Origin of the sequence: Type-D symbiont of Plautia stali, from assembly GCF_001485335.1 — a bacterium.
GTDB classification, from domain to species: Bacteria; Pseudomonadota; Gammaproteobacteria; order Enterobacterales; family Enterobacteriaceae; genus Pantoea; species Pantoea vagans_C.
On record NZ_BBOC01000007.1, the window covers coordinates 1 to 25,857 of the forward strand.

General features: G+C 51.5%; 21 protein-coding genes, 2 tRNA genes and 2 pseudogenes. 10 read left to right on the forward strand and 15 right to left on the reverse strand.

Going from position 1 to position 25,857, the window contains the following annotated elements; translation table 11 throughout:
• The 3 genes and pseudogenes from PSSD_RS03705 to PSSD_RS03715 all read right to left on the reverse strand — a co-directional run.
• The coding region (locus PSSD_RS03705) for an ABC transporter substrate-binding protein (RefSeq protein WP_058969507.1) at nucleotides 1-1,270 on the reverse strand (1,270 nt) is incomplete at its 3' end.
• Nucleotides 1,271-1,429: 159 nt separating this feature from the next.
• On the reverse strand, nucleotides 1,430-3,064 hold the full coding sequence (locus PSSD_RS03710; RefSeq protein WP_058969509.1) for an ABC transporter substrate-binding protein: 1,635 nt from the start codon (nucleotides 3,062-3,064) through the stop codon (nucleotides 1,430-1,432).
• A gap of 575 nt (nucleotides 3,065-3,639) precedes the next feature.
• Nucleotides 3,640-4,286: pseudogene (locus PSSD_RS03715) on the reverse strand (YchE family NAAT transporter).
• A gap of 446 nt (nucleotides 4,287-4,732) precedes the next feature.
• Here PSSD_RS03715 and adhE point away from each other — a divergent pair.
• On the forward strand, nucleotides 4,733-7,411 hold the full coding sequence (gene adhE / locus PSSD_RS03720; protein ID WP_039334604.1) for a bifunctional acetaldehyde-CoA/alcohol dehydrogenase: 2,679 nt from the start codon (nucleotides 4,733-4,735) through the stop codon (nucleotides 7,409-7,411).
• 51 nt (nucleotides 7,412-7,462) lie between these two features.
• Here the strand turns inward: adhE and tdk are convergent, their stop codons facing one another.
• A complete protein-coding gene (gene tdk / locus PSSD_RS03725; protein WP_039334734.1) occupies nucleotides 7,463-8,083 on the reverse strand; it encodes a thymidine kinase in 621 nt (206 codons plus the stop codon).
• A gap of 415 nt (nucleotides 8,084-8,498) precedes the next feature.
• On the opposite strand from tdk, the gene hns reads away from it, so the two are divergent.
• The gene (gene hns / locus PSSD_RS03730) at nucleotides 8,499-8,906 is read left to right on the forward strand and encodes a histone-like nucleoid-structuring protein H-NS (RefSeq protein WP_039334602.1); all 408 of its coding nucleotides are present in this window, start codon (nucleotides 8,499-8,501) and stop codon (nucleotides 8,904-8,906) included.
• 99 nt (nucleotides 8,907-9,005) lie between these two features.
• On the opposite strand, the gene PSSD_RS03735 is transcribed toward hns, so the two are convergent.
• The 5 genes and pseudogenes from PSSD_RS03735 to rssA form a co-directional block, all read right to left on the reverse strand.
• Complete coding sequence (locus tag PSSD_RS03735) at nucleotides 9,006-10,010, reverse strand: NAD-dependent epimerase (RefSeq protein ID WP_058969512.1); 1,005 nt, start codon at nucleotides 10,008-10,010, stop codon at nucleotides 9,006-9,008.
• Between the two features lie 11 nt (nucleotides 10,011-10,021).
• Nucleotides 10,022-11,365 (reverse strand): UDP-glucose dehydrogenase family protein, encoded by a 1,344-nt coding sequence (locus tag PSSD_RS03740; protein WP_058969515.1) that lies wholly within the window; start codon nucleotides 11,363-11,365, stop codon nucleotides 10,022-10,024.
• A gap of 23 nt (nucleotides 11,366-11,388) precedes the next feature.
• On the reverse strand, nucleotides 11,389-12,297 hold the full coding sequence (gene galU, locus PSSD_RS03745) for a UTP--glucose-1-phosphate uridylyltransferase GalU (protein WP_034828817.1): 909 nt from the start codon (nucleotides 12,295-12,297) through the stop codon (nucleotides 11,389-11,391).
• A 193-nt stretch (nucleotides 12,298-12,490) separates the two neighbouring features.
• Nucleotides 12,491-13,506: pseudogene (rssB, locus tag PSSD_RS03750) on the reverse strand (two-component system response regulator RssB).
• Between the two features lie 102 nt (nucleotides 13,507-13,608).
• Nucleotides 13,609-14,514 carry a patatin-like phospholipase RssA gene (rssA, locus tag PSSD_RS03755; protein WP_058969516.1) on the reverse strand — a complete coding sequence of 302 codons (906 nt, stop codon included), beginning with the start codon at nucleotides 14,512-14,514 and terminating at the stop codon, nucleotides 13,609-13,611.
• 96 nt (nucleotides 14,515-14,610) lie between these two features.
• On the opposite strand from rssA, the gene PSSD_RS03760 reads away from it, so the two are divergent.
• The 5 genes from PSSD_RS03760 to xthA all read left to right on the forward strand — a co-directional run bounded on the left by PSSD_RS03760 (nucleotide 14,611) and on the right by xthA (nucleotide 17,307).
• The gene (locus tag PSSD_RS03760) at nucleotides 14,611-15,066 is read left to right on the forward strand and encodes a YchJ family protein (RefSeq protein ID WP_039334592.1); all 456 of its coding nucleotides are present in this window, start codon (nucleotides 14,611-14,613) and stop codon (nucleotides 15,064-15,066) included.
• Nucleotides 15,067-15,123: 57 nt separating this feature from the next.
• Nucleotides 15,124-15,972, forward strand: a complete 849-nt coding sequence (gene purU, locus PSSD_RS03765; protein WP_039334733.1) for a formyltetrahydrofolate deformylase — start codon at nucleotides 15,124-15,126, stop codon at nucleotides 15,970-15,972.
• 144 nt (nucleotides 15,973-16,116) lie between these two features.
• Nucleotides 16,117-16,201, forward strand: a tRNA-Tyr gene (locus PSSD_RS03770).
• Between the two features lie 47 nt (nucleotides 16,202-16,248).
• A tRNA-Tyr gene (locus PSSD_RS03775) sits at nucleotides 16,249-16,333 on the forward strand.
• A 167-nt stretch (nucleotides 16,334-16,500) separates the two neighbouring features.
• Nucleotides 16,501-17,307 (forward strand): exodeoxyribonuclease III, encoded by an 807-nt coding sequence (gene xthA / locus PSSD_RS03780; RefSeq protein ID WP_058969518.1) that lies wholly within the window; start codon nucleotides 16,501-16,503, stop codon nucleotides 17,305-17,307.
• 32 nt (nucleotides 17,308-17,339) lie between these two features.
• Here the strand turns inward: xthA and PSSD_RS03785 are convergent, their stop codons facing one another.
• From PSSD_RS03785 to PSSD_RS03800, 4 genes are all read right to left on the reverse strand, one after another.
• Entirely contained in the window at nucleotides 17,340-17,633 is a 294-nt protein-coding gene (locus tag PSSD_RS03785) for a YnjH family protein (protein ID WP_058969520.1), read from the reverse strand.
• Nucleotides 17,633-19,555: a DNA topoisomerase III gene (locus PSSD_RS03790; protein ID WP_058969522.1), complete on the reverse strand. Its 1,923-nt coding sequence runs from the start codon at nucleotides 19,553-19,555 to the stop codon at nucleotides 17,633-17,635. The genes PSSD_RS03785 and PSSD_RS03790 overlap by 1 nt, the downstream gene beginning before the upstream one ends.
• A 22-nt stretch (nucleotides 19,556-19,577) precedes the next feature.
• Nucleotides 19,578-20,621 carry a selenide, water dikinase SelD gene (gene selD, locus PSSD_RS03795; RefSeq protein ID WP_058969525.1) on the reverse strand — a complete coding sequence of 348 codons (1,044 nt, stop codon included), beginning with the start codon at nucleotides 20,619-20,621 and terminating at the stop codon, nucleotides 19,578-19,580.
• A 153-nt stretch (nucleotides 20,622-20,774) separates the two neighbouring features.
• Nucleotides 20,775-21,326, reverse strand: coding sequence for an NAD(P)H nitroreductase (locus tag PSSD_RS03800; protein ID WP_058969527.1), 552 nt, complete (start codon nucleotides 21,324-21,326; stop codon nucleotides 20,775-20,777).
• A gap of 169 nt (nucleotides 21,327-21,495) precedes the next feature.
• On the opposite strand from PSSD_RS03800, the gene sppA reads away from it, so the two are divergent.
• From sppA to pncA, 3 genes are all read left to right on the forward strand, one after another.
• A complete protein-coding gene (gene sppA / locus PSSD_RS03805; RefSeq protein WP_058969529.1) occupies nucleotides 21,496-23,355 on the forward strand; it encodes a signal peptide peptidase SppA in 1,860 nt (619 codons plus the stop codon).
• An 84-nt stretch (nucleotides 23,356-23,439) separates the two neighbouring features.
• Complete coding sequence (ansA, locus tag PSSD_RS03810; protein ID WP_039335481.1) at nucleotides 23,440-24,453, forward strand: asparaginase; 1,014 nt, start codon at nucleotides 23,440-23,442, stop codon at nucleotides 24,451-24,453.
• A 16-nt stretch (nucleotides 24,454-24,469) separates the two neighbouring features.
• Nucleotides 24,470-25,078 (forward strand): bifunctional nicotinamidase/pyrazinamidase, encoded by a 609-nt coding sequence (gene pncA / locus PSSD_RS03815; RefSeq protein ID WP_058969531.1) that lies wholly within the window; start codon nucleotides 24,470-24,472, stop codon nucleotides 25,076-25,078.
• Nucleotides 25,079-25,112: 34 nt separating this feature from the next.
• On the opposite strand, the gene PSSD_RS03820 is transcribed toward pncA, so the two are convergent.
• Nucleotides 25,113-25,394 carry a YeaC family protein gene (locus tag PSSD_RS03820; RefSeq protein WP_039335477.1) on the reverse strand — a complete coding sequence of 94 codons (282 nt, stop codon included), beginning with the start codon at nucleotides 25,392-25,394 and terminating at the stop codon, nucleotides 25,113-25,115.
• A 2-nt stretch (nucleotides 25,395-25,396) separates the two neighbouring features.
• Entirely contained in the window at nucleotides 25,397-25,807 is a 411-nt protein-coding gene (msrB, locus tag PSSD_RS03825) for a peptide-methionine (R)-S-oxide reductase MsrB (protein WP_039335474.1), read from the reverse strand.
• Between the last annotated feature and the right edge of the window lie 50 nt (nucleotides 25,808-25,857).

The following is a 25,857-nucleotide window of genomic DNA, read 5'->3' on the forward strand; positions in this document are numbered from 1 at the left end:
GGTTTTCCAGCTTGATGTTCACGCCAATGTTTTTCTTCCAGATAGAAGAGGCGGCAATGGCTAACTTCTTGTGCAGATCGGAGGTGTTGTACAGCAGGTTGAAGGTCAGTGGCTTATCTGCGGTATAACCCGCTTCGGCCAGCAGTTTCTTCGCTTCTTCATTACGCTTGTTCTGATCCCACTTGAACCAGTCTGGTGGCAACAGTTCCATGCCATCGGTAGCCGGAGGCGTGAAGCTGTAAGCAGGCAGTTGGCCTTGCGCCAGTACCTTGTTAACCATGATGTCACGATCCAGACCCAGTTTCAGTGCGGTACGCACGCGTGGATCGGTGAATGGCGCTTTCTGGTTGTTGATTTCATAGTAATAGGTGCAGAGGTATGGCTTCACCATCAACTCTTTGCCGTTGTCACGCTGCAGCTTTTTGAACAGCTCAATCGGCATGTTGTTATAGGTGATGTCGCTGCCGTTCTCAGAGAAGTAGCGGTTGACGTCACTGACTTCGGAGTTGATTGGCAGGAAAGTGACTTTGTTCAGCACCGTGTGCGCGTTGTCCCAGTACTCTGGGTTACGCACGATGGTCACGCGCTCGTTAATTACGTGAGATTCCAGCTTAAATGCGCCGTTACCCACCCAGTTCTGTGGCTGCGTCCACTGGTCGCCAAACTTCTCAATAGCAGGCTTGTACACTGGAGACATCACGGAGTTGATCAGCAGCTTATAGAAGTAAGGGACTGGTTCACTCAGGGTCACTTGCAGGGTGTGATCGTCAAGCGCTTTCACGCCCAAATCAGTGACAGGTTTTTTACCTGCGATGATGTCGTCAACGTTCTCAATATGGCCATACTGCGGATAGCTGGCGTATGGGGATGCGGTTTTCGGATCGACCAGACGCTGCCAGCTGTACACGAAATCTTGTGCGGTGACAGGCTCACCATTTGACCATTTGGCGTTCTTGCGCAGATGGAAAGTCCAGACTTTGAAATCTTTGTTTTCCCAGCTTTCCGCCACGCCCGGAATCGGCTTGCCATCGCTGTCGCTGATGATCAGACCTTCGTACAGGTCACGGGCGATGTTATCTTCCGGCACACCTTCAATTTTATGCGGGTCCAGTGACTGAACTTCGTCACCATTGCCACGTACCAGTTCCTGTTTTGCTGCCAATTCAACGCCTGCTGGTACTGTCGCTGCCAGCGCGGCATTCCCTGCCAGCGCGCCGATTGCTGCAAGAACGCCAGCGGCAATCAGGCTTTTTTTCGTGATGTTGTTCATTATTACGCTCCAGTTTTATTATCGTCACCGGGTCGGTCAACCGCCCAGCGTACCCCGTTTCCGGGAGATCTCTGCCTGTCTGAACAGAGATCACTACCACCCTTCAGGGTTTACTTCAGTAACGTGCCGCCCGACTGTAGCGCCGGATCGGCTCATTACTCAATGTTTCTTTATGTAATAGTATTTCAATGCCAGCATATCCTGCGGATCTTTACCGGTGTAACCCCCTACCCAAGGCTTCACCAGACGCACGCTCACCCGGTAATAAACCGGAATGATGGCGGAATCTTTATCCAACTGGGCTTCAGCTTGCTGATACAAGGCCGCACGCTGAGCGTCATCGGTTACGGTCAGGGTTTGCGCCATCAATCTGTCAAACGTATCGCTATGATAAAACGCGGTATTGATCGATGACCCACTCAACAGCATATTGAGGAATGTGGAGGGTTCGTTGTAATCCGAACACCAGGTTGCGCGCACCACGTCGTACTGTGCCTGGTGGCGCGTTTCCAGCAGCGTTTTCCACTCCTGATTCTGTAACGTGACCTTGGCGCCGAGGTTTTTCTGCCACATCGAAGCCGCGGCAATCGCCTGCCGTTTATTCTGCTCCGAAGTGTTATACAACAGCGTGAATTGCAGTGGGTGCTGCGGCGTGAATCCCGCTTCAGCCAGCAATTGCTTCGCACTGGCATTGCGCTCAGCTTGCGTCTGCTTCGACCATGCTGGCGCCTCAGGCGTGATCCCGTGCGTGAACGGCGGCGTCAGGCCATATGCTGGGATCTGCCCCTGCCCCATGATTTTGTCGGCGATGATGTCACGGTCGAGGGTTAGCTTGAGTGCGGTTCTCACACGGGCATCAGTGAACGGCGCTTTTTTATTGTTGATTTCGTAATAGAAGGTGCAAAGCAGTGGGCTGACTTTTACCTGCTCACCCAGGTCTTGCTGTAATTTCTTAAACAAGTCTGGTGGCACAACGCTATTGGTCATATCCGAGCCGCCACTGCGGTAGCGATTAATATCGCTATTTTCAGACGTGAGCGGCAGTAATATGCCCTCATCAATTACCGTGTGAGGGTTGTCCCAGTAACGTGGATTACGCTTGAGAACGATTTTCTCATTGACCACCCAATCAGCCAGCGTATAGGCACCATTCCCTACATAGTGATGAGGCTGAGTCCATTGCTCACCCCATTTCTCAATGGCAGCACGGTACACCGGCTTCATCGCGGTGTGGGCCAGCATGTCGATAAAATAGGGAACGGGTTCTGAGAGAGTGACCTGAAGATGATGGTCATCCAGCGCCTTGACGCCCAGTTCAGTGGGAGAGGCTTGACCGGCCAGAATAGAATCAATATTGGCGATATGGGCGGCTTGCAGGTAACTGGCATAAGGTGATGCCGTTTTCGGGTCGGCCAGGCGCTGCCAGCTGTAAACGAAATCTTGCGCAGTCACAGGCTCGCCGTTGCTCCACTGAGCATTGTCACGCAAAGTAAACGTCCAGATACGGCCATGATCGTTGCGCCAGGAAGAGGCCACACCTGGAACAATTTGCCCGTTATTATCCGTCTCTACCAATCCTTCCAGTAAATTTCGAATCACATTGGACTCGGGCACACCTTCGGTTTTTTGCGGATCTAACGAGGCGACTTCGCTGCCATTGTTAATCACAATGCGCTGTGTTTCTGCCAATGGCACGCCCGCTGAAACTTCTGCTGCCTGACTGTGTGCAATTATCCCCGACAAGCAGAGCGCCAGAAGAGAAGGCGCCGCTTTTTTCGCTGCCATGCTTTTCATCAACAAATATCAACCTTAAAACATTAACCCGCTAGCGAGTAAGCAAGAAGCGTACTCATTTGACACCAGCGGATAAAAAATTTGCGATGTGCCGAAAATTATCAGAACAAATGCCCGCACGCCAAAGCCAAACAGCAAAAATGTTAGCTGATTCTCTTTTATCACGGACATGCCCACAGTAAAAGTGTTAATTTTTACACTGAAAAATCAATCAACATCCTGATATATATAATTTAAATCTATTTTTTGCGGAAGTTTTGTACAAGCAAAATTCTTAAGCGCATAAAATCGAAATTAATCTGCATTCGCAAGGTTTAACGACACAATAAATTAATTATGGCGATTAAAGCCTTATATAAATTTCGTGAAAAACAGGCGTTAAAGAAAAAAACACTGTGACAATTATCACAAAGATAAGTGATAAAAGTGGCGGTGAGAGAAGTAATAGTAGCAAAAGTGATGCTGGAGAGGCTCTATTAAGCGAGATGAATATTTTCACCATATTGGTGCAAATAATTCACAGATTGCACCAATATGGATCAATGGAGAGTTATCTAAGAAAAATAACCCTGCCTTTAATTGAGCAAGCCTGGGAAAATGGCTTTCATTCCGGTGACCACAAATTCAATTCCCAACGCCATCAATAGCAAACCCATTATACGGGTAATAACGTTAATGCCGGTTTGCCCTAACACGCGCACCATTAATGGCGCTGCACGGAACAGCAACCAACAACAAAATGCAAAAATGGCAATGGCAATGGTAAAACCGATCAAATTCGGCCAACTGTGATAGCGCGTGCTCCAAACGATAGTAGAGCTGATAGCACCGGGCCCCGCCATCAAGGGTAACGCTAACGGAACCACACCAATGCTCTCACGTATCGCCGTCTCTGACTTCTCCTGCTTGTTCTGCTTGTCCTCGCCCAGCTTGCCACTGATCATCGACATCGCAATGGTCACTACCAGAATGCCACCAGCAATACGGAATGAGTCGATAGAGATACCAAACAGATGCAGGATTGCATCCCCCAGGAACAGTGACGTCCAGAGAATGATCGCCACAGCCAGATTCGCCGTGAAGTTGGTTTTATTTCGCTCAGCAGCGGCTTGATAGCTGGTCATGCTGATGAACACCGGGATGATGCCCACGGGATTGACCAAGGCAAACAGACCGACAAAAATTTAATATAGCCGGAAAAATCAAGTAGCACGGGATTCAAAGTGAGCTCCGGAAAATGTGTGTTTAAAAAAACGCGCTTAATGTAGTGCAAAAGCCCGATGAAAAACCAGTGGGTCAGACAGAAATTTATGCTGCCATTTTTGCCATAATCCAGTTTATTTATCTGCGGTTAGCGTCCAGTGCACACCCTTCATCAAATCCGTCCCGGCCAGAAGCCCCGCGAAAGTTACTTTAGTTGCGAAAGTCAGTGCTGAATGGAGTCAGCTTGGATGCCAATTGATCTGCATCAAAATTCAGCTACCTCATCCGGGGTAATCTTACCGCATCGAAACTTGTTACAGAGACACAGGCTTCTTGACCAGGAAACCCTTTTAGTAAGCAACGGCAAATCACCGCCATCCTGAGCAACGTATAAGCATAGCGCGACTATACTTCTGAACTCAGGCTTGTTTACTAAAAGAGTTTAACTTCCTTCAGGAGAGTACTATGGCCGTTACTAATGTTGCCGAGCTTAATGCACTGGTTGAGCGTGTTAAAAAGGCACAGCGTGAATTCGCCAATTTTAGCCAAGAACAAGTTGATACCATTTTCCGCGCTGCTGCACTTGCCGCCGCTGATGCCCGCATCCCCCTCGCTAAGATGGCTGTTGCCGAATCCGGTATGGGCATTGTTGAAGATAAAGTGATCAAGAACCACTTCGCTTCAGAGTACATCTACAACGCCTATAAAGATGAGAAAACCTGCGGTGTGTTAGACACCGATGACACTTTCGGCACCATCACTATCGCCGAGCCGATTGGCCTGATCTGCGGTATTGTGCCGACCACTAACCCAACCTCTACCGCTATCTTTAAAGCACTCATCAGCCTGAAAACGCGTAACGGCATTATCTTCTCACCGCATCCACGCGCCAAAGACGCCACCAACAAAGCAGCGGATATCGTGCTGCAGGCGGCCATTGCTGCCGGTGCGCCGAAGGATATTATTGGCTGGATTGACGCGCCTTCTGTCGAGTTGTCTAACCAACTGATGCACCATCCAGACATCAACCTGATTCTGGCCACCGGTGGCCCAGGCATGGTGAAAGCCGCCTACAGTTCAGGTAAACCAGCAATTGGTGTGGGTGCCGGTAACACGCCAGTGGTGATCGATGAGACCGCGGATATCAAACGTGCAGTTGCTTCAATTCTGATGTCCAAAACCTTCGACAACGGCGTTATCTGTGCGTCTGAACAGTCCGTCATTGTGGTTGATTCCGTCTACGATGCCGTTCGCGAGCGCTTCGCCACCCATGGCGGATATCTGCTGCAAGGTAAAGAGTTGAAAGCGATTCAGGACATCATCCTGAAAAACGGCGCGCTTAACGCCGCCATTGTGGGTCAACCGGCTTATAAGATTGCTGAATTGGCCGGCATTAGCGTGCCTGCTTCAACCAAAATTCTGATTGGTGAAGTGAAGCTGGTTGATGAATCTGAGCCTTTTGCTCATGAAAAACTGTCGCCGACGCTGGCCATGTATCGTGCGAAGGATTATCACGATGCGGTAGATAAAGCAGAGAAACTGGTTGCCATGGGCGGTATCGGTCACACCTCTTGTCTGTACACCGACCAGGATAACCAGCACGAACGTGTGCACTACTTCGGCGACAAGATGAAGACGGCACGTATCTTGATTAATACCCCGGCTTCACAAGGCGGTATCGGTGACCTGTACAACTTCAAACTTGCGCCATCATTAACGCTGGGCTGTGGTTCATGGGGTGGTAACTCCATTTCTGAAAACGTGGGACCTAAACATCTCATCAACAAGAAAACCGTGGCCAAGCGAGCTGAAAATATGTTGTGGCATAAACTTCCGAAGTCTATTTACTTCCGTCGTGGCTCACTGCCAATTGCACTTGAAGAGGTCGCCACTGACGGTGCAAAACGCGCCTTTATCGTGACTGACCGCTTCTTGTTCAACAATGGCTATGCGGATCAGGTCACTCGCGTACTGAAATCCCACGGTATCGAAACCGAAGTCTTCTTTGAAGTGGAAGCTGACCCAACCCTGAGCATCGTGCGTAAAGGTGCGGAGCAGATGAACAGCTTCAAACCGGATGTGATTATCGCCTTGGGTGGTGGTTCACCGATGGATGCCGCGAAAATTATGTGGGTGATGTACGAACATCCAGAAACCCATTTCGAAGAACTGGCACTGCGCTTTATGGATATCCGTAAACGCATCTACAAGTTCCCGAAAATGGGCGTAAAAGCGCGCATGGTGGCGATTACCACCACGTCCGGCACGGGTTCAGAAGTGACTCCGTTTGCGGTGGTCACAGACGATGCGACCGGTCAGAAATATCCATTAGCGGATTATGCCCTGACGCCTGACATGGCGATTGTCGATGCTAACTTAGTCATGGATATGCCGCGTTCCCTCTGTGCATTTGGAGGTCTGGATGCCGTAACCCACTCACTGGAAGCCTATGTCTCAGTACTGGCCAACGAGTACTCTGACGGACAAGCCCTGCAAGCGTTGAAACTGCTGAAAGAGAACCTGCCAGCCAGCTATCGCGAAGGTGCCAAAAACCCCGTTGCGCGTGAGCGTGTGCACAATGCGGCCACCATTGCCGGTATCGCCTTTGCTAACGCCTTCCTGGGCGTGTGTCACTCAATGGCGCATAAATTGGGCTCAGAGTTCCATATCCCACATGGCCTGGCTAACGCCCTGCTGATTTGTAACGTCATCCGTTATAACGCGAATGATAACCCAACTAAGCAGACGGCATTCAGCCAGTATGACCGTCCACAGGCTCGCCGTCGTTATGCGGAAATTGCCGACCACTTGGGCCTGAGCGCCGAAGGTGACCGCACCGCACAGAAAATTGAAAAACTGCTGGCATGGCTGGAAGAGATGAAAACCCAGTTGGGTATTCCAACATCCATTCGTGAAGCGGGCGTACAGGAAGCGGACTTCCTGGCGAAAGTCGATAAACTGGCAGACGATGCCTTTGATGACCAGTGTACCGGTGCTAACCCGCGCTACCCACTGATCGCTGAACTGAAACAAATCATGCTGGATACCTTCTACGGCCGTGAATTCTCAGAGTCAGAGAGCGCTACTGCTGAACTCGTCGATGAGAAAGCGGTGAAAGTTGAGAAGAAAACCAAGAAAGCATAAGTTGTCATAAACAAAAAACCCGCTGCGGCGGGTTTTTTTATGTTGGCATTATCAAACCGGAGAGGAGTGTGAGCCGTAAATGGCTTTCAACGAACCTTCATCTATCGCTTGCTTATAGTGTTTACGGCACACCGAAATATAGCGTTCGTTGCCACCAATAACCACCTGCTCACCTTCGCTGAAAGGTTTTCCATTGGCATCCAGGCGCAACACCATACTGGCTTTGCGACCACAATGGCAGATGGTTTTTAGCTCAACCAGTTTATCCGCCCACGCCAGCAAATATTGGCTCCCCACGAAGAGTTCTCCGCGAAAATCGGTGCGTAGTCCATAACACAATACCGGAATATCCATATTGTCGACCACATCAGACAAGGATCTCACTTGTTCACGCGTCAGGAACTGGCTTTCATCAACCAGAACGCAATGAACCGGTTGCTTCGCGTGTTCATCCGCTATTTGCTGGTCTAGTTTCGTTTGAGCGTTATATAAAAAGGCGGGAGACGAAAGACCAATACGTGAACTGACCTTACCCGCACCAAAGCGGTCATCTATCTCGGCGGTATACACTAATGTCCGCATGCCACGCTCCTGGTAGTTATAGGAAGACTGTAGCAAAGCCGTTGATTTCCCCGCGTTCATTGCGGAGTAATAAAAATAAAGTTGAGCCATGTGCAAAATCTCATCGCAGCGCAATTCAGATGTCGCGCAGTCTACCATAAACGCGCGATCCTGTAGCGATGCATTATTTTTATCGTTTGTTCAAATTAACGCCATTAATGACTGAGTGATTCAGCCTCAGCCTTAAACCGCACGTTTTGACAAAGAAGGTCGTGTGCTGACATTTTATTCAACTTTATTACCGCTAAGTGTAAGGATTCGGGCATTGCACTGTTGTGAAGCAGGAAAAATCAAGGTGGTAAAAAAACAGAGAAAGTTAAATATATTTTGCAGGTCGCTTTAAAATGGCATTCCTGACTTTTACTTTACGTTTTACATTTTAATCTGGCTATTGCAGTTATTTTTTCGCCCCACTATTATGAGTCGGCAGAACAACTCCCATTTATTATATTTTGAGATTAGGACAATGAGCGAAGCACTTAAAATTCTTAATAATATCCGTACATTGCGCGCGCAAGCTCGGGAATGCTCTCTGGAAACACTGGAAGAGATGCTGGAAAAACTCGAAGTTGTGGTGAATGAGCGTCGTGAAGAAGAGACGCATGCACAGGCGGAAAATGCAGAACGTAGTCGCAAGCTGGAACAATACCGTGAAATGCTGATTGCTGATGGTATCGATCCAAACGAATTGCTGCAGGCGCTGTCAGAGACCAAAGCACCAGGAAAAGCCAAGCGTGCTGCGCGTCCAGCGAAATATTCCTATGTTGATGAAAACGGTGAAAACCGTACCTGGACTGGTCAGGGCCGCACGCCAGCAGTGATTAAAAAAGCCATCGAAGAACAAGGCAAACAACTGGACGATTTCCTGCTGTAATCACATCAGAGCTTCGCATTGTGAAAGGCAATAACGCTGTTTCACTTTACACCGGGTAAGAAAAAGGAAGCCACTGGCTTCCTTTTTTATGCTGCGCTGTTACTGGTAAAAATCGCGATACCAATCCACAAAGTTTTGTACGCCAATCTCTACACCCGTTTGCGGGCGGAAATTAATCGCCTCATACAACGGCTGCGTATCGGCGCTGGTGCCAGGCACATCACCCGGTTGCATAGGCAGCATGCTTTTGTTCGCCTCAATACCCAACGCTTTCTCCAGTGATTCGATATAGGTCATCAGGCTGGTTGGCTGGCTATTTCCGATATTGTAGACGCGATAAGGTGCAGAACTTGATGCAGGAGAGCCCTCTTCTACGGTCCAGCTTTCGTCGGCCTGCGGAATAACGTTTTGCAGGCGCACAATCGCTTCAGCGATATCATCAATGTAGGTAAAGTCACGCGTCATTTGCCCGCGGTTATATACATCAATTTGCTCACCAGCCAGCATGGCACGCGTGAACTTAAATAGCGCCATATCGGGACGGCCCCATGGACCATAAACAGTGAAGAAGCGTAAACCGGTAGTAGGTAACTGATACAAATGTGAATAGGTATGCGACATCAATTCATTAGCTTTTTTGGTGGCCGCATACAATGAAATAGGATGGTCAACTGAGTCATCAGTTGAAAAAGGCATTTTACGATTCAGTCCATACACGGAACTGGATGAGGCATAAAGCAGGTGGCCAATTTTATGGTGACGACAGCCTTCCAGAATATTCAGATGGCCAATTAAATTGGCATCCGCATAGGCGTGAGGGTTTTCAATGGAATAACGCACCCCTGCCTGGGCACCCAAATGAATAACGCGCTCAAAGCCGTGCTGGGTAAACAGAGAAGAAATGGCCTGGCGGTCTGCCAGGTCCATTTTGATGAAAATAAATTCAGGGTGCTGAAGGATCTGATCCAGGCGAGCCTGTTTAAGGCTGACGTCATAATAGTCATTCAGGTTGTCTATACCGACAACCTGGTGACCGGCGGCCAGCAAACGCTGACTTACATGAAATCCAATAAACCCTGCCGCGCCGGTGACCAGAAACTTCATACTTCCCTCATTTATTCTACGATTTGGATTGACGCTCCGCGGCCAATTGCATAATAAGTAAAGCCGCGTTTGCTGATACGTTCCGGATCATACAGGTTACGACCATCAAAAATCACGGGTTGTTTTAACGCGGTTTTGATAACGTCGAAATCTGGTGCACGGAAATTCTGCCATTCAGTACAGATAACTAAGCCATCTGCGCCCTGAAGTGCAGCTTCTTTCGTGCCCGTCAGCTTCAGGTCGTCACGATGACCATAGATGCGTTGGGCTTCTTCCATCGCTTCTGGGTCAAATGCCTGAATAGTCGCACCCGCTTCCCACAGCGTTTCCATCAGCACACGGCTGGAGGCTTCACGCATGTCGTCCGTATTGGGTTTGAAGGCCAGTCCCCACAGTGCAAACGTCTTGCCGCGCAAATCGTCGCCAAAATGGCGCTTGATAAAGCTTGGCAGTTTGTTTTTCTGCGAGTCGTTCACATCTTCTACCGCCTGTAACAGGCGCGGCGTGTAACCAATAGACTCAGCAGTACGAATCAGCGCCTGCACGTCTTTCGGGAAGCACGAACCACCGTAGCCACAGCCAGGGTAGATGAAGTGGTAACCAATGCGTGAATCCGATCCAATCCCCTGACGCACTTTCTCAACGTCGGCTCCCAGACGTTCTGCCAGGTTTGAGATCTCGTTCATAAAGCTGATTTTGGTGGCCAGCATGCAGTTTGCCGCGTACTTGGTCAGCTCTGCACTGCGGATATCCATCAAAATCATACGGTCGTGATTACGATTAAACGGCTCGTAGAGTTCACGCAGCAGTTCAACCACATCATCGTTATCGGTACCCACGACAATACGCTCAGGACGCATACAATCGTTTACTGCAGCCCCTTCCTTGAGGAATTCAGGGTTAGAAACCACATCAAACGGGATGTTAACATCACGTTTTTGCAATGTTTCTGTCATCACTGCACGCACGCGATCCGCCGTCCCGACAGGCACTGTGGATTTGTCGATAACGACTTTATGATCGCTCATGTGCGCGGCAATGGTGCGCGCAACTGCAGTCACATATTTCAGATCGGCAGAACCGTCTTCATCCGGCGGGGTTCCCACTGCAATAAATTGCATCACGCCGTGGTTAACACCCTCTTCTGCATTGGTGCTGAACTTCAGGCGGCCCGCTTCATAGTTAGACATCACCAGCGGCGTCAAACCCGGTTCGAAAATCGGAATATGGCCTTTTTTCAGGTTTTCGACTTTCTTTTCATCGACATCAATACAGAGAACGTCATGTCCGACTTCAGCTAACACTGCAGCCTGAACCAGACCGACATAGCCGATACCAAATACAGTGACTTTCATTGAATTATCCTGTGTTTAATGAATTACTTTTTGTTGCCTACCGCGCCTTCGAGCCATTGAGTAAAGTCTTTACCCAGCACCGGATGACGTACACCGTACTCAACAAAAGCTTGCATATAACCCAGTTTGTTACCGCAGTCATGGCTCACACCGGTCAGGTGGTAAGCTTCTACGGTCTCTTTTTCCATCAGCATGGCGATGGAGTCAGTCAGCTGAACTTCGCCACCTGCGCCCGGAGGAGTTTTTGCCAACAGCGGCCAGATATCCGCTGACAGCACATAGCGACCGACAACCGCGAGGTTGGAAGGTGCTTCAGACGCTTTCGGCTTCTCAACGACTCCCACCATTGGCGCGCTCTGGCCTGGGGCAAGGTCGGCACCTTTGCAGTCAACCACACCGTAAGCGGTCACGTCGGCTACTGGCTCAACCATGATTTGACTACGACCGCTTTCTTCATAACGCGCCAGCATTTCTGCCAGGTTGTCTTTAGTAGGATCGGATTCGTATTCATCAATAATCACATCCGGCAGGATGACCGCAACTGGCTCATCACCCACCAGTGGATGTGCACACATCACTGCGTGGCCCAGGCCTTTTGCAATACCCTGACGAACCTGCATGATGGTGACGTGTGGTGGGCAGATAGACTGGATTTCATCCAGCAACTGACGCTTAACGCGTTTTTCCAGCATAGATTCCAGTTCAAAACTGGTATCAAAATGGTTTTCGATGGCGTTTTTAGATGAGTGGGTGACCAGCACAATCTCATTAATGCCCGCAGCAATACACTCATTCACGACATATTGGATCAGCGGCTTATCGACCAGCGGTAACATCTCTTTTGGAATAGCTTTGGTAGCAGGCAGCATACGCGTACCCAGACCCGCAACCGGGATTACCGCTTTTTTTACTTTAGACTTATAGGCAGACATCTAAATACCTCTCTTAATAGGCCGTTCAAGTTAATACTTGATATGTCGGTTTAAAAACGAAATGAGTATATCAGTTACTATCAGACGGATTTATCCTGGATGGAGTTAATCCGCGGAATTTAAGACTATTACCCAAGTGTAAAGCTTACCCTTGGCCCTGTCTCCAACCCGCGAAAAATATAAATCCGACCGCTTATTCTTCAGCCGAAAGCATCAGGCGAAGCCTGCCGCCCGCGCCCCAAACATGGCATTGCCAGGCATCGGCACGTTGATTGATTTGATTGAGGTGCGTGCTGCCCATAGTACCAAGCGGCACGCCATTACTGAGTTGAATCTGGTGGGTGTTGATGTGCAACGTCGCGTTGAGACCAGCGGAGACCAAAATCAGGTTTTTCAACTGGCGATGGTAGTAGCCCACCAGTAGTGGGAATTGGCCACTGAGGTTGGCCTGACGTAGCAGCATGTTGACCTGCCTGAGCAAGCCGTTAAGTTCTGGCAGACGTTGATTCTGTCCAGAAAGTTGTTCCTGCAGCAGTCCGTTGAACAACGCGCGCAACAGCAATGCCGCCAGTACGCCGTTATCACCCGCTCGGGTGACGTCAAGGCAGTAGAAGGCGAGATCCTTATCCGATAGCGCAGCGATATCCAGCACCAGACCCGGCTGCTCTTCCATCGTCAGTTGACGATAATTAATCCGGCAGTTGGCAATGGTTTGCTGCACTGGAGGCTGCAACTGTTTAAGCAGTTTAGACGCGGCTAAAGGATCGCGGACCAGCGCGTCCCAGTCCTGGAACAACTGTTCATCTTCTTCAACTTTTGAGGTAAACATCGAAGGATAAAGGCACTCATAAACCGCCTCACGGAAACGTTCGAGGTTTTTAAGCGGTTTAAGCAACACATCCTGCACACCAAGCCGCAGCACATGCGCAATGTCGGCCATATTCTGCGTGGCGGAAATGATCAAGATAGGTACGCTATTGCCGCGACTGCGGATACGCTCAACAAACTGAATGCCGCCCATACGCGGCATTTCCAAATCACAAATGACCAGATCCACCGCCTGCGCCGACAGCAGCGTTAATCCATCCAGACCATCGCCGGCTTCCAGCGTACTGGCGCCCAGACCCGCCAGCATGTTGTCCAGTAATGAACGGAAAACAACCTCATCTTCGACAATGAGTATTTTTTGCCGATTAGTGGCTTTTCCATTCTCTCCCCCTGTGTACCAGATATTTCAATAGTGGTTCATAAAACGCAGTTGCGCCTTTCAGAATTGACTGAAGTCGCAAAAGCTGTGAATGAACAACCTGATTATCTGCCACGTACCAGCGGTAATAGTTCATCCATTTTTTTCTCAACAGCGGCTTTACCTGCCGCGATGGCTTCTTCTGCACGATGAAAATCCAGTGTGGATATCTGCGGACAAAACGGTTGGATCAGGACATCCGGCGGATCCCCTGCCATGCGATTACGCTTCAAACGGTTTTCCAGTATCTGGATCGAGGTTGACATGATCTCCATCGCACCCGGCGTTTGATTGGCCCGGCGATGCGTCAATCCCAGAATGCGCTGGCGCAGTTTCTTGCCCCAACTGAGGGCTTCAGCGGCGGCTTCTTCTTCGCCGCTTTGTGGCGTGACCGACAACAGATCCTGCTGCATCAAATGCGCGTCATGTTGTAAATCAACCGCGATGACAATATCTGCGCCGAGTGCACGCGTGAGCGAAATCGGCACCGGATTCACCACCGCACCATCCACCAGCCAGTAACCATTGTAGCTAACCGGAGGTAACAGGCCTGGCATGCTGCATGATGCGCGAACCGCCTGGTGGAGATCCCCCTCCGTTAACCATAGCTCACGCCCGGTACTTAAATTTGACGCGACAACGCCAAAAGGTTTGTCGCACCCTTCGATAAATTCATTGGGGATCAGCTGGCGAATATGGCTAAACACCCGGTCGCCGCGTAACAATCCCCCGCGCTGCCAGGAAAGATCCATTAAGCGGATGACGTCCCAATAGCGAAAGGCGCTGACCCACTTCTCCATCACACCGAGTCGGCCATTCACGTAAGCTGATCCCACTAAAGCACCGACAGAACAGCCAGCAACCACGTCAACTTCAATCCCGGCGCGCTCTAAAGCATTGATAACACCTATATGCGCCCAGCCTTTGGCAGCACCTGAACCCAGAGCCAGCCCAATTCTTACCTTTCTCATCGCACCTCGTGATTCATCTGGTACGTAGCATCACACTCAGCAGTCGGCTACCATAGCGCACACGTTAATTTAGTTTAATCACTCACAGGAGATGACGTGTCCGAAAAGTGCCCCTGCTGCAGCGGAAAGCAGTATAGCTCATGTTGCCAACCCTTTCTGAGTGGCCATGATATCCCCACCAGCGCTGAACAATTGATGCGGTCACGTTATACCGCCTATGTTGAGAAGAATGCCGCCTATCTGGCATCGACCTGGCACTCCAGTCAGCGCGTGGCAGACCTTGAGACGCTATTATCCGAAAGTTTTACCAACACTGAATGGCTGGGTCTGAATGTAACCCGTTGTATTAATGGAAACCATGTTAATGAAGCCTTTGTGACCTTTTTTGCGCGTTACCGCGAAAAAGAGCGGACTTCAGCCATCTATGAATGTTCACGCTTTCTTCGTGAGGATCAACGCTGGTACTATGTAGACGGTACAACGCCGGAATTAGGGCGTAACGATCGCTGTCCTTGTGGCTCCGATAAAAAATACAAAAAATGTTGTGGTTAATCTGGACAGATGCACAACGGCTTTACCATTCATCGCTTTGACAGGACTCTGATCGAGATGCAAGCGCCAAACACGCAACGAAAAGTTTTACGAACCATTTGCCCTGATGCAAAAGGCCTGATCGCTAAGATCACCAACATTTGCTACAAGCACGAACTCAACATTGTGCAGAACAATGAGTTTGTCGATCACCGTACCGGGCGCTTTTTCATGCGCACAGAGCTTGAAGGGATTTTCAACGACAACACCTTGCTGGCCGATCTCGACAGCGCGCTGCCAGCTGGCTCGGTGCGTGAACTGCAGAGCGCAGGACGCCGCCGCGTGGTTATTCTGGTCACCAAAGAAGCGCACTGCCTGGGTGATTTGCTGATGAAAAGCGCCTTTGGGGGTCTCGATATGGAGATCGCCGCGGTCATCGGTAACCATGAAACCTTGCGTTCACTGGTCGAGCGTTTCGATATTCCGTTCGTGCTGGTAAGCCACGAAGGCTTAACCCGTGAAGAGCACGACAATCGCATGGGTGACGAAATCGATCGTTACCAACCGGATTACGTCGTGTTAGCGAAATATATGCGTGTGCTGACGCCGGCCTTTGTGCAGCGTTACCCGAATCAGATCATCAATATTCACCACTCGTTCCTGCCCGCTTTCATCGGCGCTCGTCCTTACCATCAGGCGTATGAGCGCGGCGTGAAGATCATTGGCGCAACGGCACACTATGTGAATGATAACCTTGATGAAGGTCCAATCATTATGCAGGACGTCATCAATGTCGATCACAGCTATACCGCAGAAGAGATGATGCGTGCCGGACGTGATGTTGAGAAGAATGTATTGAGCCGTGCACTGTATAAAGTGCTGGGTCAGCGGGTGTTCGTTTACGGCAACCGCACCATCATTCTTTAATCTGTGCGGCGCTGAATTGTGCAACTCTTCAGCGCCACGCGTGAAAAGTGGTCAAACGATTCATAATTTCGTTTTCAGCGCTTTACAGTCAGAGCGCATTTGGTATGATGCGCCCCGCTTTCAGGCACTTTAATTCAGGCCAGTGGCGGGATTCCCGAGCGGCCAAAGGGAGCAGACTGTAAATCTGCCGTCATCGACTTCGAAGGTTCGAATCCTTCTCCCGCCACCATCTGAATTAACTCCTCCGCCTTGAATCGTTAAGAGCTTTATATCCCAGGCGGGATTCCCGAGCGGCCAAAGGGAGCAGACTGTAAATCTGCCGTCATCGACTTCGAAGGTTCGAATCCTTCTCCCGCCACCATCTCAGACAAACCCAAACCCAACCTAAACTCATACTTCCCCCGTTACCATTGTTCCTGCACTTTCCCTCTTACTTCAATCGTTGCTACCTTCCGATTCAATCCATGACTTTTAAGCGAAAACTCGTTACCATCCCGGCATACTTTTGCGGAAAAAAATGGCAGCGAAATGAAATTCATCTCTTTCAACATCAACGGCTTGCGCGCTCGCCCTCATCAGCTTGAAGCGCTGGTTGAGCAGCATCAACCGGACGTTATCGGCCTGCAAGAAACCAAAGTTCATGACGACATGTTCCCGCTCGAAGATGTCAGCAAACTGGGTTACAACGTCTTTTATCACGGCCAGAAAGGCCATTACGGTGTGGCGTTGCTCACCAAGCAGCAACCTGTCTCTGTACGCCGTGGTTTTCCCGGTGATGATGAGGATTCACAACGCCGCTTAATCATGGCGGAAATCCCGAGTCCAATCGGCGACATTACCGTGATTAACGGCTATTTCCCGCAAGGTGAGAGCCGCGACCACCCGACCAAATTCCCGGCGAAAGAGAAGTTTTATCGCGATCTGCAAGATTATCTTGAGCAGCAACTGGCCGTCGATAAACCGGTGCTGATCATGGGTGACATGAACATCAGCAGCACCGATCTGGATATTGGCATTGGCGAAGACAACCGCAAACGCTGGTTGCGCACCGGTAAATGTTCATTCCTGCCAGAAGAGCGTGAGTGGATGGATCGCCTGATGAACTGGGGCTTGGTTGATACCTGGCGTGACAAATACCCCGATACCAACGATCGCTTCTCGTGGTTCGATTACCGTTCTAAAGGATTCGATGACAACCGCGGTCTGCGTATCGATCTGCTGCTGGCCAGCCAGCCGCTGGCCTCACGTTGCATTGAGAGTGGGATCGATTACGACATCCGCAGAATGGAAAAACCGTCAGATCACGCGCCAGTGTGGTCAACGTTTAAGCTGTGATGAAACCGTGTGGCGCTTAACGCCACGCGCTTTTATTTGATGATTTTCCAGATCAGCGGGTTGGTTCCCAACACTTTCTCATCGCGCCCGCATTGCAACAGCACACCTTCTGCTTTTACCACTGCACCTTCCGAATAACTGCGGTTTTCATAGGTACAGCACTGCATGCAGTTGCTCTGCTGAGTGTTCTGTCCTTGCGTCCAGACTTCCGGTGGCATATCCACCACCACATCAGTATTTCCCATGCTTCTTTCCGGCTGGCGGTTGGCTTGTGCAGCCGTGCTGCACATCATCATCAGGCTCAGCACTACGAGAGCATAACGCATCACTCTGTCTCCTTAGTTTTACGCCGGGTCGATTTCGGTTTCGCTTTACGTTTTGCCGCAGGTGCCGCAATCCCTCTAAACGACTGTAATGACGGTCGCTGGCGCGCTTCGCCAATCAACCCAATCAAGGTGCTGACCAGCGGCTGCATAAACTCATCGTAGCGGCAGGCTTTCTCACTGATGCGAGTCAATGTCGATTCCCAATGCGCTGTCATGTCCGGTCGGGCCGCCATTTCAGGTAAGGCATGAATCAACGCCCTTCCCGCTTCCGTTGAATGAATATAGCGGCCTTTTTTGACCAGAAATGTTCGACGGAACAACAATTCGATAATGCCCGCGCGCGTCGCTTCCGTTCCTAAACCATCGGTCGCACGCAGCACTTTCTTTAATTCTTTATCCTGTACAAAACGCGCGATGCCGGTCATCGCGGATAACAGCGTGGCATCCGTGAAGGGGCGCGGCGGCTGTGTCTGCTTTGCCAACACTTCACCGCGCTCGCACAACAGCTCATCGCCTTTACTCACTACCGGCAGCGGCGTTCCGTCATTCTCTTCATCCCGCTCTTTGCTGCCCAGCAAAGCGCGCCATCCGGCTTCAGCCAGAAAACGGGCTTTGGCGATAAACTTACCGCCGCCAATATCGAGGTCAATGACGCATTTACGGAATATCGCATCAGGGCAAAACTGCATCAGATACTGACGCGCGACTAAACCGTAAATGTTGGCTTCGTTTTCCGTCAGATTGACTTTACTGGCACGCGCCGTGGGAATGATGGCGTGGTGAGCATCGACTTTTTTATCGTCCCAGCAGCGATTTTTCTGATCGGGATTGAAGTCCGCTGGCGGCGTCAGGTTGGGTTGATGCGCCTGAATGGCGTTCAGCACCGCGTGGCGGCCCGCAAAGTGTTCATCCGGTAAATAGCGGCTGTCAGAACGGGGATAGGTAATCAGCTTGTGGGTTTCATACAAACGCTGACAGCAATCCAGCACGTTCTGCGCACTCAAACCAAAGCGCTTAGCCGCCTCGATTTGCAGGCTGGAGAGTGAAAACGGCAGCGGCGCCGTATCCGACTCGCGTTTATCGTTGTAGCCAGTCACCAGCGCCGGCTTGCCATTGATGCGCTCTAATACGTGATCGGCCAATGGGCGATGCAGCAGGCGGCCTTCATCATCCTGCCAGGGTTCACAGGCATCACTGGGCACCCAGGTGGCAATAAAGCGCTCATCTTTCGGCGTGACGATGTGCGCCTTCACTTCAAAATAATCTTTCGGGATAAAGTTCTCGATCTCTTCATCACGACGCACTACCAGCCCCAGCACGGGTGTCTGCACGCGCCCCACCGATAAGACACCATCGTAACCGGCATTACGCCCTAGCAGTGTCCAGGCACGCGTCATATTGATGCCATAGAGCCAGTCCGCGCGGGCACGGGCCAGCGCAGAGACACACAGCGGGATGAACTCACGGTTTTCACGCAGACGCCCTACCGCACGCTCCACTGCTGCCGGGTTAAGATCGTTTATCAGGCAGCGTTGAACTTTTTGCCGTTTTTCCGGCGGCAACTGCAAATAATCCAGCACTTCATCCACCAGCAACTGGCCTTCACGGTCCGGGTCACCGGCGTGGACCACTTCAGTTGCCTGTTGCAGCAAGCCTTCAATCACCTTGAGCTGCTTCGCCACCGAGGGGCGCGGCTGCAGGCGCCACTTTTCCGGGATGATCGGCAGATCAGCCAGATTCCAGCGGGCATAACGGCTGTCGTAGCTGTCTGGCTGCGCCTGTTCAAGCAGATGACCCACACACCAGGTCACCATCTGGTCATTACCACAGGCAATAAAACCATCACCGCGACGATGCGGTTTTGGCAGGACATCAGCAATGGCGCGCGCCAGACTGGGTTTTTCGGCAATAAACAAACGCATGTGTGGCGTCGATCCTTTAACGTCAGTTCACGACTGTAATGAGTGGATGAGCATGATCAGCAGCAAACAGCGCACCTATTGCTGTCGCCTGCACGCCGGCTAATGCAGCACAACGCTGGAAAGCGTCCACCTCGCTGGGTTGCACCGCCACCAGCAGTCCACCTGAAGTTTGTGGGTCACACAGTAATGCACGCGTGGCCTGATCCATTGGGGAAATATGCGCACCATAGCTGGCGAAATTGCGCTCAGTACCGCCAGGCACCGCGCCTAACACGATGTAATCATCCACGCCAGGTAACCGCGGAACCTGCGCGACCACCACTTCCGCTCGTAAGCCAGAACCCTGGCAAATTTCATTCAGGTGGCCCAGCAAACCAAAACCGGTGACGTCCGTCATGGCACTGACGCCGGCCAGTTTCGCAAACTCTGCGCCAGCGCTATTCAGCTGACACATCACCTCTGCCGCCAGCGTCTGATGCTCAGGACGCAGCAGCCCTTTTTTCTCCGCGGTGGTCAGGATACCAATGCCCAGTGGCTTGGTCAGGAAAAGCTGACAACCCGCCAATGCCGCGCTGTTCTTCTTCACGCGCGCCACATCAACGATCCCGGTGACAGCCAGACCAAAGATCGGTTCTGGCGCATCAATAGAGTGCCCACCCGCCAGCGCAATACCTGCCGCCTGGCACGCCGCTCGTCCACCTTCAATCACCTGTTGCGCCACCTCAGGGCTGAGGACGTTTATCGGCCATCCGAGGATCGCAATCGCCATGATCGGTTTACCGCCCATGGCATAGATATCACTGATGGCATTGGTGGCCGCGATACGGCCAAACGTGTAAGGATCGTCCACGATAGGCATGAAGAAATCGGTGGTGCTGACCACCGCCGTACCGTTACCCAGATCGTAGACGGCGGCATCATCACGGGTTTCATTGCCCACTAGCAGTTGTGGATCGTGAAAAGGCGTCAGCTCACTGCGTAGAATGGTTTCCAGCACCTGCGGAGATATTTTGCAGCCGCAGCCAGCCCCATGGCTGTATTGCGTCAAACGAAGCGGTTCACTCATGGCGGGTTCCTTATGCGCTGTACAGAAGGCGTTATGTTAGCCTGGCTGCCAGCCGGTGGTAAGTGTTGCACGACCTAACCTCGATCTTTCGCACACGCGGTGTGCAATCTTTGCAACCGCGCTCACCCTGCAGCAGAAACCCGCTGTTGTCTGTCAGAAATAACTGACAAATTGTGCCGTATCGGGTGCCACCACGGTGGTGTTGGCTTTAAGCTGTGGCGTGCCGAGGTAAAGGAAACCCACAATCGCGTCTTGCTCACGGCAGCCAAAGGCTTCACGAACAGCCACATTATCGGTCCAGGGGCCGCTGCGCCAGATACCGTTAAAGCCCTGCGCTACTGCCGCCATCTGCATCGCCATCACTGCGCAGCCCGCTGAAACCAGCTGTTCCCAGTGCGGCACTTTGGCATGTTCTTCACAGCGCGCCACCACAGTAATGATCATCGGCGCTCTGAATGGGGCCGATGCCGCCTTTTCGATGGCTTTATCATCCTGATGAGTGTCGCGCGCTGCCTGCTCCAGCAGCTTAGCGAAACGTTCACGACCCTCATTCTCAACAATGATGAAACGCCAGGGCTGCAGTGTGCCGTGATCTGGCGCGCGTAATCCTGCATGCAAAATGTTTTGCAGCGCCTCACCTGCGGGTGCCGGTTCTGCAATGCGTGATGCTGAACGACGGTTAACTAATAAATCCAATGCATCCATGATTATTCTCCCGTGAATAAAAAGCGTCGGCTAATCCTGGCACAGCGCGATCTTTTGTAACAGTCTGGCGCGATTTCCTGCTGACATTTCGCACGCCGCTCTTTAGGATGAAGCCAACATCGGGGCTGAGCGCGTGGCGACTGCCCTGTTACGTGAATATGGAGAGTTTATGCGCACATTGTGGCGAATTATTGCCGGTCTGTTCCGCTGGAGCTGGCGGGTGTTAAATTTCATTCGGGAATTTATTCTTAATTTATTCCTTATTGTTCTGATTCTGGCTGGCGTTGGCATCTGGTTACAGCTTTCCAGCGCCAGCAGCAGTGAGCCCGTGCAACAAGGTGCGCTGAAAGTTGATTTAAGCGGTGTACTGGTGGATAAGCCTTCCGTCAGCAATCGTCTGAGCCGCATCAGTCGTCAGCTGTTGGGTGCCAGCAGCGACCGCTTGCAGGAAAACTCTTTGTTCGATGTGGTGGATGCGATTCGTCAGGCGAAGACCGACAAGAACATTACCGGCATCGTGCTGGACTTGCGTGACTTCGCCGGGGGCGATCAACCGTCGCTGCAGTATGTGGGCAAAGCACTGCGTGAATTCCGCGATACGGGCAAACCCATCTATGCGATTGGTGACAGCTACAGCCAGGCGCAATATTACATCGCCAGCTATGCGACCAAAATCTACCTGTCACCGCAAGGTACGGTTGATCTGCACGGCTTCGCCACCAACGGCCTGTATTACAAATCCTTACTGGAGAAGTTAAAGGTCAACTCACACGTCTTCCGCGTCGGGACCTATAAATCCGCCGTTGAGCCCTTCCTGCGTGATGATATGTCACCCGAAGCCCGTGATGCCGATGGTCGTTGGATAGGTCAGCTGTGGCAGAACTACCTGAACACCGTTGCCGCCAACCGCCAGATCACGCCAGACCAACTCTTCCCTGGCGCAGCAGGCATCATTAGCGGCTTGCAGGCTGTCGATGGTGATACCGCCAAGTATGCACTGAACAATAAACTGGTTGATGTACTGGATAGCCGTGCTGCCGCAGACCAGGAGTTGGTGAAAACCTTCGGTTGGGATAAGGCCAATAACGATTATCGCAACGTCAGCATTTATGATTACACCGTGAAACAACCGCAGCAGGATCAGGATGGCAATATTGCCGTGATCTTCGCCAGCGGCGCCATCATGGATGGAGAAGAGACGGCGGGCAACGTGGGCGGCGATACCACCGCGTCACAGATTCGTGATGCACGCCTCGATCCGAAAATCAAAGCCATTGTCCTGCGCGTGAACAGCCCAGGCGGCAGCGTTTCCGCCTCAGAAGCGATTCGTGAAGAGCTGGCCGCCGCGCATGATGCCGGCAAACCGGTGGTGGTTTCCATGGGCGGTATGGCGGCTTCAGGCGGCTATTGGATCTCAACGCCAGCGGATTACATCGTGGCAGCACCGAGCACGCTCACCGGATCGATCGGCATTTTCGGGGTGATCAACACCGTCGAGAACAGCCTGAGCAGCATTGGTGTGCACACCGACGGCGTCGCCACTTCCCCGCTGGCTGACGTGGCGACCACCAAAGCCTTGCCGACTGAAGTGCAGCAATTGATGCAACTGACCATTGAGAACGGTTATCGCAACTTTGTTGGCCTGGTGGCGACATCGCGCCATAAGACACCTGAGCAGATCAATGCTATCGCGCAAGGTCACGTCTGGACGGGTAGCGATGCGAAAGCCAATGGTTTAGTCGATGCACTGGGTGATTTTGACGACGCCGTGGCGAAAGCTGCCGAGTTGGCAAAAGTCGCTAAGCCACAACTGAGCTGGTATCAGGATGATCCAGGCATGATTGATTTGCTGCTCAATCAGATGAACGCGTCGGCTCAAGCCATGCTGCCTGCTGCACTCAAAGTGTGGCTGCCTGCGCCAATGCTGGATGTGATGAGCGCAGTGAAAGATCAGCCAGGTTTGATGAATAACCTTAACGATCCACAAAATCGTTACGCGTTCTGCCTGAACTGCGGCAACGTACGTTAATCTTTACAGCCCGGCCGCTGGTCGGGCTGCTTTTCGCTGTTAATCCCCTTATACTGCGCGTTTTACGGCAAGTCTGAGTTCCTCATGCAAAAGAAAAACATCTACGTAGCCTACACGGGCGGTACTATCGGTATGCAACGCTCTGCTCAGGGCTACATTCCGGTTTCCGGTCATCTGCAGCAACAACTGGCGAACATGCCAGAGTTCCATCGGCCTGAGATGCCGAATTTTACCATCCACGAATATCATCCTTTGATGGACTCGTCAGACATGACGCCAGCGGATTGGCAATCGATTGCTGACGACATCAAGCAGAACTATGACCAGTATGATGGCTTCGTGATCCTGCATGGCACCGATACCATGGCGTTTACCGCCTCGGCGTTATCTTTCATGCTGGAAAATCTGTCCAAACCCGTCATCGTTACCGGTTCACAGATTCCATTGGCTGAGCTGCGCTCAGATGGCCAACAGAACCTGCTCAATTCGTTGTATGTCGCGGCGAATTATCCCATTAGTGAAGTCGCGCTGTTCTTTAACAACACGCTGTTCCGCGGCAACCGAACCACCAAAGCCCACGCCGATGGCTTTAATGCATTTGCTTCACCTAACCTGTCACCGCTGCTGGAAGCCGGCATTCACATTCGCAAGCTGAATACCCCTGCGGCACCGCAAGGCAAAGGCGACCTGATCGTGCATCCCATTACGCCGCAGCCCATCGGTGTGGTCACCATTTATCCGGGCATCTCCGCGGATGTGGTGCGCAATTTCCTGCGCCAGCCGGTGAAAGCATTGATTCTTCGCTCCTATGGCGTGGGAAATGCGCCGCAAAACGCCGAGTTTTTGGCTGAGCTTCATCAGGCCAGCGATCGCGGCATTGTGGTAGTGAACCTCACGCAGTGCATGTCCGGCAAAGTGAATATGGGCGGCTACGCCACCGGTAACGCACTTGAGCATGCAGGCGTCATCAGTGGTTTTGACCTCACTGTTGAGGCTACGTTAACAAAACTGCACTTTTTGTTGAGCCAAAATCTCACCAGCACTGAAATTCGTGCCAAAATGCAACAGAATTTACGCGGCGAATTGACCGACGACTGATACGGAGCGAGATGTAATGAAGCGGGCATTGATAATCATCGATATTCAGAACGATTTTTGCCCCGGCGGCCCTATGGCGGTGCGTGAAGGTGATCAAACGGTTGCCGTTGCCAATCGTTACGCACGTGAATTCCGTGATCGGGGTGAATGCGTTGTGGCATTACAGGACTGGCACCCAGCCAATCATGGCAGCTTCGCCTCAGTATCAGGCGAACCGGTTTACACCTTGGGTGAGTTAAACGGTCTGGCACAGATCTGGTGGCCCGATCATGGGGTTGAAAACTCTGTCGGTGCCGATTTTCATCCCGAGCTGGACCGTAGCCTGATTGACGCGGTGTTCCACAAAGGCGGTGACGTCGAGGTGGACAGTTACAGCGCATTCTTTGACAACGGCCATCGCCGTAAAACTGAGCTGGACAGCTGGCTACGTGAACGGAACATCAGCGACCTGGTGGTGCTGGGTCTTGCCACCGATTACTGCGTGAAGTACAGCGTGCTGGATGCGCTGGAATTGGGTTACAACGTTGAAGTGGTAAAAGAGGGTTGCCGTGGCGTGAACCTCAATCCAGATGACAGTGAAATTGCCATCGCCCAAATGGAAGCACAGGGTGCGGTAATAATCTGAAAAATGGGCTGGTGAAAACCAGCCCATTTGCCTGTCAGTGCAGGTTGATTCGTGTCACTTCCGATTCAATGCCGAAATCTTCCTTCAACTGCTTTTTCGACTTCATCACCATTTCACCACCCTTGCCGATGGTCATATGTTGTGGATCGTCGTTATGACGCGCCTGCCACAGCATCACCAGCTGTAGACAGTTTTCACGCTGTTCCGGCGTTAACGCCACACCATCCGGCCATTTGCCTGTTTCCACGGCACTGGCCAAACGCTCGTACACCTCCGGCGTCATCGCTGCCAGCATCGCTTCCAGTTCTTGTTTCATGCTCAGCCCTCTTGCTGATTGCCCTGCTCATCGCTAAAGCTTAGCGATGCGGAGTTAACGCAATAACGCTCACCGGTAGGCTGTGGGCCATCCGGGAAGACATGGCCGAGATGTGCATCGCAATTGCCACAACGAATTTCCACACGGTGCATGCCATGCGAATCATCTTCCAGATAACGGATAGCATCATCACTGTAAGGCTGATAGAAGCTTGGCCAGCCACAGCCTGAATCGTATTTGGAGTCGGAGAGAAACAGAGGTGAGTTGCACACTAAGCAGTGGTAAATGCCTTCCTGCTTGTTATGCAGCAGTGCGCCACTGAAAGGCGGTTCCGTGCCGCGATGCTGAGTGACATAACGCTGCATCTCTGAAAGCTGCGCGATTTTTGCCTCGGGTGCGGTGTCTTTAGCCATTTTGAGTTCCGGAGTGTCATTCTGTAAAAATCGACTAGTATTCTAACAAA